This window comes from Chlorobaculum sp. 24CR, assembly GCF_004118635.1.
GTDB lineage: Bacteria > Bacteroidota > Chlorobiia > Chlorobiales > Chlorobiaceae > Chlorobaculum.
On the sequence record NZ_SDGU01000057.1, the window covers coordinates 24,291 to 33,581 of the forward strand.

A 9,291-nucleotide genomic window follows, 5' to 3' on the forward strand; every position below is an offset into this window, starting at 1 on the left:
AACACCATCCAAGAAACGATTTTTTGCATTTTTCATGAAAAAAAACTGGACAGGGAATTATTTTTCACTACATTAAAACAGGACAAAAATTATCCTCTTTATGCAAACAAACAAGGAGCTACCATGATAGAGATCAAGAAAACCCCGTTGGACCTGATCGACGACATATACAGCCTTGCCTACTGGATGACCGGCAGCGAGAAAGCATCGAACGAGCTGGTAAGCAACACTTGTCTGAATGCTGATCTGCAAGCGCCAGAAGCCGAAGTGCTGAAAACTTTTCGAGAGTGTTACCTCGATGCTTACGGACAAAGTGCCGATCTCGATATACACGAAACCACGGGGAGCAATGGCGGCCTGATCGACTCCCTGAAGCAGTGGGCCGCAGACATAAAGCTTTCGGTGCTCCTGTCTGAGCTGACCGGCATGAGACACGCCCAGATTTCGGATATCATCGGCAAGCCGGTAGAAACAGTCAGGCTCTGGCTCTTCTGGGGCCGAAAGTTCTTCGCGCACGACAATCTCATGAGAGCGTCCGCCTGAAAATTCTCCGCATACTTCTCGTTAAAAGGCCAGTCCCGGCAAGGGCTGGCCTTTTGCTTTTCCCGCGAGGCGAACGTATATTTTTTTGGCCTGTAAACCATTTGACCTTTTTTGCATGATAATCATTACCGGCGGCGCTGGTTTCATTGGCAGCGCTATGCTCTGGGAGCTCAACCGCAACGGCGCCGAAGAGGTGCTGATCGTCGATGACCTCGGCAAGGCCTCCGAGGGAAGATGGCTCAATCTCCGCAGCCTCCGCTACGCTGACTTCATCCACAAAGACGACCTGCCAGCGCTGCTCGAACATGACCGGCTGCCCGCAATCGAGGCCGTGATTCACATGGGAGCCATCAGCTCCACCACCGAACAGGACGCCAACCTCCTTCTGCGAAACAACTACGAATACTCGAAAATGCTCGCCTCCTGGTGCGCAAAAAAGGGTACGCGCTTCATCTACGCCTCCAGCGCAGCCACCTTCGGAGACGGCGCGGAAGGGTACAGCGACGGCATCGAAGCGCTCGACCGGCTCAGGCCGCTGAACATGTACGGCTACTCGAAGCACCTGTTCGACTGCTGGGCGCTCCGGAACGGCATCCTCGAAAAAGCGGCGGGCCTCAAGTTCTTCAACGTTTACGGCCCGAACGAGTACCACAAGGATGACATGACCAGCGTCGTCTTCAAGGCGTTTCACCAGATCGGCGACACCGGCTCGGTGCGTCTGTTCAGATCGCACAATCCAAGCTACGCCGACGGCGAGCAGATGCGCGATTTCGTCTATGTGAAGGACTGCACGAAAATCATGCAGTGGCTGCTCGAAACGCCATCGGCGACGGGCCTCTTCAACATCGGCACCGCCGAGGCGCGTAGTTTCAGGGATCTGGTGACGGCGACTTTCGTAGCGATGGAGCGGCCCGTCAGCATCGAGTTTATCGACATGCCCGAAACGATTCGGGACAAATACCAGTACTACACCTGTGCGGACTCCGGCCATCTCAGGCAGGCGGGCTACACCGGGCGGATGACGCCGCTCGAAGAGGGAGTGCGCGACTACGTGCAAAATCACCTCAGTAAATCGGCCCCGCATCTGGATACATCAGCGCTTGGACAGTAATATCAAACCAGGAAAACCTTTGACTGAAAAAACGATCGAATTCGAAGGGATCGAACCCGTCATCATTTTCGGGCCTTACGACAGCTATCTGAAAAAAGTTCGTGAAGCCTTCCCCGACATTCGCATCAATGCGCGCGGCGCGAAAATCACGATCGGCGGCGATGAACCCGACGTGACCGCCATCGAAAAGATTTTCAGGGAGATGATCTTCCTAGCCGACCAGCACGGCGAAGTGCTGGAAAACGACGTCAACGCGCTCGTCAGCCTGGCCCTCTCGCCGGTCTCCCGCCCCTCGGCGGCGCTTGCGGGTGACAAGGACGTGATCGTCGAAACGAAAGATTACGTCGTCAAGGCCAAAACCGACGGCCAGCGCCGGATGGTGGCCGAAGCCGCCAGCAACGACATCCTCTTCGCCATCGGCCCGGCGGGCACCGGCAAAACCTACACGGCGGTCGCCATCGCGGTAGCAGCGTGGAAGGCCAAGAAAATCAAGCGCATCGTGCTCGCCCGCCCAGCGGTCGAGGCCGGAGAGAGCCTCGGCTTCCTTCCCGGTGACCTCGCCCAGAAGATCGACCCGTACCTGCGACCGCTCTACGACGCACTTCAGGACATGCTCACCGCCGAAAAGCTCAAGTTCCTCACCGAGCGCCGCGTCATCGAAATCGTGCCGCTCGCCTACATGCGCGGACGGACGCTGAACAACTCGTTCATCATTTTGGACGAAGCCCAGAACGCATCGAGCAAGCAGATGATGATGTGCCTCACCCGGCTCGGCGTCAACTCCAAGGCGATCATCACGGGCGACGTGACGCAGGTCGATCTGCCGAAAGAGATGGAGTCAGGGCTGATGAACGCGCAAAAAATACTCAAGGGGATCAAGGGCATCAGCTTCGTTTTTCTCGACAAGTCCGACGTGGTGCGCCACCAGCTCGTCAAGGATATCATCAACGCCTACGAACACCACGAAGAGGGGCATCGGCACGGCGCGCCGAAAGAAGAGGAACTTTGATCTTTACGCCCAGGTTTTAAGAGAGGCAGAGCCGCGCCCTCCATGATGATCGGTCTTTTCACGAAGGGATAGATGTAAGAGGCCTGCGCTGATTCGTTATGGAGCTGTTTTATCCACTTTAAACCCGAAATACCATGGCACACCGTATTACCGATGAATGCACCTACTGCGGAGCCTGCGAACCGGAATGTCCGGTCAGCGCCATCTCCGCGGGCGACAGTATCTATGTGATAGACGAGGATGTATGCGTGGATTGTGTTGGCTATCACGAAGAAGCCGCTTGCGTGGCCGTTTGTCCGGTTGACTGCATTTTCAAGGTGTAGTCGCTGCTCACGCCGATCCGGCACTCGGAGAAATGCTTTTTCCGAGCGCCGGGCTTGGTCTGCAACACCTTTCTTCCCGCCCATTTCTTTAAATAATCATCACTTTTTTGTTTTCCGCCCTGAAAAAAGCTTATATTAATTGAATTGATTGAAATTGTTCTTTTATTCTCATAACTATCAAAGCACGTCGTCAATATGGCACTGTATATCACCGAAGAATGCACCTACTGCGGTGCTTGCGAACCCGAATGCCCGACCAACGCTATCTCCGCAGGCAGCGAGATCTACGTTATCGATGCCGCATCCTGCAACGAGTGCGCCGGTTTTGCTGATGCTCCCGCCTGCGTCGCCGTCTGCCCGGCAGAGTGCATCGTTCAGGGCTGATTCAGACTCCCTGTTTGCTCCATAAAAAAAGAGGCCATTTCAACCGGCCTCTTTTTTTGTTTGCGGCAAGCATGGCTTGATGCAGATTGAATGACGCAAGCCTTTGCGAGAATGATTCTTATAGGACTTATGGGTCGTATGGGACAAATAGGTTGAAGAGATAAAGACGATTTTCCAGCCACTAATCAGTGGCTTCGCCTTGCCTCCTCTATTCATGATTCAGCATTCATAGTCAACCAGCCGCCGTTCGCTTGTTGCTCCGCCTATGAAAGGCTTGAGGGCTTCGTGGTCGGGGTGGCGCTGGTAGGTTTCAAGCGCCGCTTTATCGATGAATTCCGAATAGAGAACCACGTCGGCGGAGCTGTCAGTACGGCTGAAATCGAGTCCTACCTCGATTGAAAGCACTCCGGGAATTCTGCCGGAAAGCGCTTCGAGCCTTTCCTTGATGAGGCGGGCATTGACTTCTGCAGTGTTGCCATGCGCCTCTTCTTTGAGACGCCACATCACGATATGTTTGACCATTGATACGTTTTAACAGGGTTGGAAGTAAACTGCGGCGGGAACGCGAATCAGGTTGCTGAAAGAGGAAGTTTCCCGGTGATGCGAAGCGCTTCAGTCTCGCCGCCGGAAACCAGATCGAACGCCTCGATAAAGGATTCCGGCACCCGCTTCGGACGGCCCGACTCCGGATCGACGCACACCCACGTTTCAGCTCGGACGAGCGCGCGATGCTGGCCCGCTCCTTGTCAGCAGAGTGCGACGCATTGACTGGCACTCCGTGACCCATTCGATCCAGGTGTGCAGGTCGAGGCGTTCACCGGCATATGCCGGGCATGAGATAGTCGATGGCGTGTCGGCGGCGGACGACCCAGGTGGCGCGGCTTTGCCGGTAACGGTCAAGCTCCAGCCCCCGGAGGCGGTGTGCGCCGTGGCGACATCCTGCATCCACCGGATATATTCGATATTGTTGACGTTCCCAGACCCGTCGATCGACGATTCGGGCACCGCAAAGGTATGGGTATAGACACTTTTCAATTGCCGCTCCCTTCAGCAATTCGGAACACAAGCGGGATGCGTCGAAAGGAAATGCGCCACAGTCATAGAGCGTTCACCAATTCGCGACCTGAACGCCATCTCCCCCACGCGGCTGCAATTGATAAACGCAAGAGATGCTTTCAGCTTCTCCACGCGGGCCTGGTCGGGAGATATATCTACTGAAGACTCATCTTTTCTTGAACGGATCGTTCCCTCTTCAGCTCTGGCAGCGCTCTGGCGCTCAACCTTTCTCCGCAGTGCTTCCAGCGCCCTGTTCCGCTCGGCAAGAACACTCGAAGCAGAGGTCTGCGGGGTTGGTTCAGCCTCCTTGCGCCGAGGTACGCGACGGGATACCGTAACCGGCTCCATCACCCGAACCGCCGGACGACTCGACACGGCGGCAACGCCTCCAAACCCCTCTTCGAACATGGAAGAAGCCAGAGACCAGCGATCAGTTTTGGCGTGAAGCAGAATGACCAGCATATCCTTTCCATCCTTCAGCGCCCTTGCAATCAGGCATGGCCCCGCTATCGATGTGTAACCGGTCTTGATGCCGACCGTATATGGATAGCGTTCAAGAAGCTTGTTGTGCGTACTGAGAGAGTAGAGCTTGCCGGTAGAAAGTTCGCTGAAAACGACTCTGTCCATCTTTGCGATAGCATTGAATTCAGGAGACCTGACAGCCCGTTCCGTCAGAAGCACCATGTCCCTGGCCGTCGTCCGGTTCCCGGCATAGATGCCCCGGTCATAGCCGGCAGGATTGGTAAAACAGGTGTTGCTCATGCCAAGAGCGCGAGCGCGGGCGTTCATCGTCGCCACAAACCCGTTGAGGCTCCCACCCAGATGGATGGCGATGGCGAAAGCGGCATCGTTGCTTGAGTTGACCATGGCCGCCTTGACCAGGTCACGCAACCTGACGCGCTCTCCAGGCTTGAAGCCGGCTCTGGAAGGCTCCACCAGCGTCGCCTCAAGCGGAATGGTCACCACATCGTCCATGCGTCCGCTTTCGATGGCCAGCATACAGGTCATGATTTTGGTCAGGCTCGCGGGCGAAAGCGATCTGTCGATCCCCTTCATTTTCAGGAAATCGCTGCTGCCAGTCTCCTTGACGATAAAAGCGGCAACCGCGTCTTCGCCTTGGGGAGGTGGCTGCTGGTGGCGGGATGGGCGTTTTCTGGCCGAAGCCGTGAGCGGAATCAGCGCAAAAACAAAAAAGGCGAGAAGCGCGAAAAGCACTGTTCTCTTGGCGGTGAAACGACCATGAGGCTGATTCGTTTCACCGGCCGCACCCCATTTCCGGGGGCCACAGGAATCCTTGATATGTGCTGACATGGCTGAACGTTCTTCTGTTGGCGATCACTCCAGCCGTTGATGGCCGGAACTATACATAGGGCACTAAGTTTTTATAATACAAACAGAACACAACAATTTCAAAAGGCTTGAGAAGCGGTTTATCGGGGGCTGTCGCACGCTTTTTACGACACCTCGCCGCGCGTCATGCCCGAAGTTTCAGCGCCAGTCTGCAAGCCCTGCGCCTGTTCGCACGCCGACAGCATCGACTGATAATGCCGAACGTCGAGCAGGACAACCGCGCTTTTACCGTGCTGGGTCAACACGAGAGGACGACCGGTTTTCCTGACCTGCGTGATGAGGGATGCCGTGTTGGCCCTGAACTCTGAAAGCGGCCTGATATCACTGACAAGGTCGATTCTGTTCATTGAAATCTCTTTACGACGACTCGATTTTAATATATCAATGGCCATACTTTTTATGGTACGTTATTTTGTACAAAATAAAAACATAAAAAAGTGCCACCCGCCAAGTCACGGCCATGCAAGAGGATCAGGAATACCCCTGAATGCGGCTGTCAGATGAAAATAGCGCCATGCCGCTTCACCCTGTTCAATCGAAAAACAGCAAGAGGGCGGCTCGCCTAAACACCTCTCTTTGCCAGCAATTGTGATTTTGTGCGCTGTGGAAATCTACGATGAGTCCTCGGCAGCTGCCGGACAAAACCGGCCCGATGTGGTTCAGCGTTCTACGCTGGCCAGCCTGAGAGCCAGCGCCACAAACACTGCGGCGGCGGCCCGGTTGACAAGCCGGAGCGCGGCGGGTGAACGGCGGAAGCGCTCGCCAACTCCTCCGGCAACCATGCTCAATCCACCGAACACAATCAGCGTGGCCAGAATGAAGAGCGCGCCAAGTTCGAGGAACTGCGTAGTCATCGAACCCCGCCGAGGATCGGCGAACTGGGGGAGAAAGGCGAGAAAGAAGAGCGAGACTTTCGGATTGGTGAGATTCATCACGATCCCCCTCTGGTAAAGCTCACCGCCGGAGAGGAGTGGCGTTTTCGACTCGCCGATCTCTGCCCCGGCCCGCCACGCCTGCCGGGCGAGATAAAGCAGGTAAAGCGCTCCGGCACTCTTCAGCACCGTGAAAGCAACTGCCGACGCCTTGACGATGGCGGCCAGACCGAACGCCACCGCGAGCGTATGCCCGACCAGACCGGTGCAGAGACCGAAGGTCACGGCGAGACCGGCGGAACGACCATGCTGCGCGGACTCCGCGAGCACGAACAGATTGTCCGGCCCCGGCGAGAGCGCAAGCAGCAACGCCGCCGGAAAGAACACAAGCAGCGTCTGAAGGTCGATCATGGTGATGCGTTTATTTACCTGTTATTGCTCCTGCCGTTATACTCTCAATAATTGCCCCGGACTTCAGTTCGGGGTATGCAAATAACGCATAATAAATAAGGGCTTTAGCCCAATTTCTTACAACAGCATCGGTTGCGTTTTATTGCCGAAGTAATAGCCGCGGATAACTCACAGTATCTTCTGAAGATAAACGACATCGAAGCGCCGCCCGCCCCTCGATCCGATGCCGACGAGCCGCCCCTGTTCGACAAAGCCACGGGCAAGGTGGAAGTGGCGACTCCCCTCGTTGAGCGACGAAACCGTCGCCACAATGGTCTCGATGCCGAGTTCCGCCGCGCCAGATTCGAGCGCTTCGAGGATGGCCGTGCCGATCCCCCGGCCCGTGTATCCGCTGGCGAGAAAGCAGGTCAGCTCGGCGGCGCGATCAAACGCCGGAATCGGGCTGTACGGCCGCAAGAGTCCGAAGCCCGCCAGCGAGCCACCGGAATCACGCGCTACGTATGCGGGATAACCGGGCGTGAAATTCATCAGCCCCTCGAAGCGCTCCACGCTCACCGGCGTTTCGGTGTAGGTCGCCAGGCTGTGCTCGACGTAGTGGTTGAAAATTCCGGCCATCTCCGCCATGTCGTCCACGGAAACCGGCAGTAGTTCGACCTCCATCAGCGGAACCTCTCGGAACGCTGTCCGGCGGCAAGCTTGCCCCCGTGATGGCCAAGCAGCACGACCGTGGGCAGCATCGCGAACAGCGCGGCGGCATACATCCAGGCGAGCGGGCCGCCCTCCTGCATCACGCCGGGCACGGCGACGCGGATCGAAACGGCGAGTACGCACAGCACGGAGAGCAGGATCGAGAGCCTGATCTTCTTCTGGAACACCGGAGCCTTCGCCCCCTTGTACTTTGTTTTCCAGTCGCGTATGCCGGAATAAAAGGAGAACGGCACGGCGAGCAGCACGACAACGAGCAGATGAATCACCGTGCGCTCGTAAAAGGGATTGCCGGTCGGCAGAAACAGCAGCAGGTAGAGGACGGCCACAGGAATCACCCCGTTGCTGAAATGAGCCGCCACGGGATGGAGCATGAAGCTCTGCTTCATCTCTTTGATAAACTTGAGGGGCATGGGCAAAAAAAGTAATGCGGTTTACAGATTGTACGGAACGTCTCTGTAAAAATGTACACGCCAACCGGCTACCTTGCAAGCGCGGCGCGGGAAATGACGGGCTGATTGCAAGGCTCATGGGGAGGAGAGCAGCGTTTCAGCGTTCACAAGCCACTGGCGTGATAGGTGTCGAGCTTCACCATGCCGAAGCCCTGCGAGTTCCTTTCGCCGAAGCCGCAATCGTAGCCGATTTCCATCAACGCAGGCGGCGCTTCGAGCCGGAAGGGGGCGAGCGTACCTTTCACCATGGTTTCGTCGGGGTTCCCCTCTTTGACGGAAACAAGCTTCTGCACTCGCCCCTGCCGTCGTTCGAGGTATTCGTTGTCGAGCGTGAAGCGACAACAGGTTTCAGTCGCGGGATATGGCTTGCCGTGCAACGCTTCATACTTTCGGGCAAGATTCGCAACAAGTTTTTGCTCGAACTCCTCGTCGCCTGGAAAAAGAAACTGCATATATCGATCGTTATCGTTTTTCGTGCTGCACACAAGCGGCGAGAGCGCAACAAAACGCATGTCAGCCGTGAATTGAGGGGGATCGAGTCGCCTCACCGTTTCAACACGAAACTGCTCTTGCCCCACCCGCACTATCGGCTGATGCAAAAGCCCGATGACAAGATGTTCGATGAACTCACTTTTCGGGGAGGAAACAGTAAACTGCAACAGACGTTCACGGGTACTCATGGTACCATCATCCCGATAATGCCATTTGCGGCCTTTCCCGACCACAGAGAGCGGAGAAAACGTAAAAAGCTTGAACGCCCGGTTTCGCAACACATAACCCTGCTCATGCAACCGCTCGGCATAGTCACTGGAACTTTGATCGACGATATTATAGATAAGAGAGGAGAGCTGATGGAAACAGTTTACCGGCAGGGTGATTGACGGCTTGCGGTGTGACAGTGTTAGGTTTATGCGCATACAATAATATTTATTTATTTATCATTTCAATGTTCCGTCAGCATTAAATTCAGTTGAAAACGAATATTTTTTTAAATCTCTATGGGATATATTCCCCGAAGCTCTGCTTCGTTAAAGATAAAAGTGTAATAATTGAGCACATATATTCATAAAAGTCA

The 9,291-nt window shown here is 55.5% G+C and carries 14 protein-coding genes; 5 read left to right on the forward strand and 9 right to left on the reverse strand.

Translation table 11 applies throughout. The features are described 5' to 3' along the window. Positions 1-123: 123 nt before the first annotated feature. The 5 genes from EST62_RS10410 to EST62_RS10430 all read left to right on the forward strand — a co-directional run bounded on the left by EST62_RS10410 (position 124) and on the right by EST62_RS10430 (position 3,370). Positions 124-543, forward strand: coding sequence for an RNA polymerase subunit sigma-24 (locus EST62_RS10410; RefSeq protein WP_129052015.1), 420 nt, complete (start codon positions 124-126; stop codon positions 541-543). 115 nt (positions 544-658) lie between these two features. Then, the gene (gene rfaD, locus EST62_RS10415; RefSeq protein WP_129052016.1) at positions 659-1,654 is read left to right on the forward strand and encodes an ADP-glyceromanno-heptose 6-epimerase; all 996 of its coding nucleotides are present in this window, start codon (positions 659-661) and stop codon (positions 1,652-1,654) included. Between the two features lie 19 nt (positions 1,655-1,673). Continuing rightward, positions 1,674-2,663 (forward strand): PhoH family protein, encoded by a 990-nt coding sequence (locus EST62_RS10420; RefSeq protein WP_129052017.1) that lies wholly within the window; start codon positions 1,674-1,676, stop codon positions 2,661-2,663. Positions 2,664-2,797: 134 nt separating this feature from the next. Then, a complete protein-coding gene (locus tag EST62_RS10425) occupies positions 2,798-2,986 on the forward strand; it encodes a 4Fe-4S binding protein (protein WP_129052018.1) in 189 nt (62 codons plus the stop codon). Positions 2,987-3,181: 195 nt separating this feature from the next. Further along, positions 3,182-3,370, forward strand: coding sequence for a 4Fe-4S binding protein (locus EST62_RS10430; RefSeq protein WP_129052019.1), 189 nt, complete (start codon positions 3,182-3,184; stop codon positions 3,368-3,370). Between the two features lie 219 nt (positions 3,371-3,589). Here the strand turns inward: EST62_RS10430 and EST62_RS10435 are convergent, their stop codons facing one another. The 9 genes from EST62_RS10435 to cas6 all read right to left on the reverse strand — a co-directional run bounded on the left by EST62_RS10435 (position 3,590) and on the right by cas6 (position 9,133). Continuing rightward, positions 3,590-3,892, reverse strand: a complete 303-nt coding sequence (locus EST62_RS10435) for a Dabb family protein (RefSeq protein WP_129052020.1) — start codon at positions 3,890-3,892, stop codon at positions 3,590-3,592. A gap of 47 nt (positions 3,893-3,939) precedes the next feature. Further along, the gene (locus EST62_RS13905; protein ID WP_256372369.1) at positions 3,940-4,071 is read right to left on the reverse strand and encodes a hypothetical protein; all 132 of its coding nucleotides are present in this window, start codon (positions 4,069-4,071) and stop codon (positions 3,940-3,942) included. Between the two features lie 7 nt (positions 4,072-4,078). Continuing rightward, a complete protein-coding gene (locus EST62_RS10440; protein WP_167599306.1) occupies positions 4,079-4,405 on the reverse strand; it encodes a hypothetical protein in 327 nt (108 codons plus the stop codon). A 12-nt stretch (positions 4,406-4,417) separates the two neighbouring features. Then, positions 4,418-5,641: a D-alanyl-D-alanine carboxypeptidase family protein gene (locus EST62_RS10445; RefSeq protein ID WP_245153600.1), complete on the reverse strand. Its 1,224-nt coding sequence runs from the start codon at positions 5,639-5,641 to the stop codon at positions 4,418-4,420. Positions 5,642-5,880: 239 nt separating this feature from the next. Further along, positions 5,881-6,123 (reverse strand): type II toxin-antitoxin system Phd/YefM family antitoxin, encoded by a 243-nt coding sequence (locus tag EST62_RS10450; RefSeq protein WP_167599307.1) that lies wholly within the window; start codon positions 6,121-6,123, stop codon positions 5,881-5,883. Positions 6,124-6,435: 312 nt separating this feature from the next. Continuing rightward, positions 6,436-7,059: a LysE family translocator gene (locus EST62_RS10455; protein WP_129052023.1), complete on the reverse strand. Its 624-nt coding sequence runs from the start codon at positions 7,057-7,059 to the stop codon at positions 6,436-6,438. A gap of 168 nt (positions 7,060-7,227) precedes the next feature. Continuing rightward, positions 7,228-7,719 carry a GNAT family N-acetyltransferase gene (locus EST62_RS10460; protein ID WP_167599308.1) on the reverse strand — a complete coding sequence of 164 codons (492 nt, stop codon included), beginning with the start codon at positions 7,717-7,719 and terminating at the stop codon, positions 7,228-7,230. Continuing rightward, positions 7,719-8,177: a DUF2231 domain-containing protein gene (locus EST62_RS10465; RefSeq protein WP_129052024.1), complete on the reverse strand. Its 459-nt coding sequence runs from the start codon at positions 8,175-8,177 to the stop codon at positions 7,719-7,721. The genes EST62_RS10460 and EST62_RS10465 overlap by 1 nt, the downstream gene beginning before the upstream one ends. A 143-nt stretch (positions 8,178-8,320) precedes the next feature. Next, the gene (cas6, locus tag EST62_RS10470; protein ID WP_129052025.1) at positions 8,321-9,133 is read right to left on the reverse strand and encodes a CRISPR-associated endoribonuclease Cas6; all 813 of its coding nucleotides are present in this window, start codon (positions 9,131-9,133) and stop codon (positions 8,321-8,323) included. Between the last annotated feature and the right edge of the window lie 158 nt (positions 9,134-9,291).

Excerpts from the sequence above, each read along its gene's own strand:
- EST62_RS10410 (WP_129052015.1), top strand. The coding sequence starts at position 124 with ATGATAGAGATCAAGAAAACCCCGTTGGACCTGATCGACGACATATAC.
- rfaD (WP_129052016.1), top strand. The coding sequence starts at position 659 with ATGATAATCATTACCGGCGGCGCTGGTTTCATTGGCAGCGCTATGCTC.
- EST62_RS10425 (WP_129052018.1), top strand. The coding sequence starts at position 2,798 with ATGGCACACCGTATTACCGATGAATGCACCTACTGCGGAGCCTGCGAA.
- EST62_RS10430 (WP_129052019.1), top strand. The coding sequence starts at position 3,182 with ATGGCACTGTATATCACCGAAGAATGCACCTACTGCGGTGCTTGCGAA.
- EST62_RS10435 (WP_129052020.1), bottom strand. The coding sequence starts at position 3,892 with ATGGTCAAACATATCGTGATGTGGCGTCTCAAAGAAGAGGCGCATGGC.
- EST62_RS10450 (WP_167599307.1), bottom strand. The coding sequence starts at position 6,123 with ATGAACAGAATCGACCTTGTCAGTGATATCAGGCCGCTTTCAGAGTTC.
- EST62_RS10455 (WP_129052023.1), bottom strand. The coding sequence starts at position 7,059 with ATGATCGACCTTCAGACGCTGCTTGTGTTCTTTCCGGCGGCGTTGCTG.
- EST62_RS10460 (WP_167599308.1), bottom strand. The coding sequence starts at position 7,719 with ATGGAGGTCGAACTACTGCCGGTTTCCGTGGACGACATGGCGGAGATG.
- EST62_RS10465 (WP_129052024.1), bottom strand. The coding sequence starts at position 8,177 with ATGCCCCTCAAGTTTATCAAAGAGATGAAGCAGAGCTTCATGCTCCAT.
- cas6 (WP_129052025.1), bottom strand. The coding sequence starts at position 9,133 with ATGCGCATAAACCTAACACTGTCACACCGCAAGCCGTCAATCACCCTG.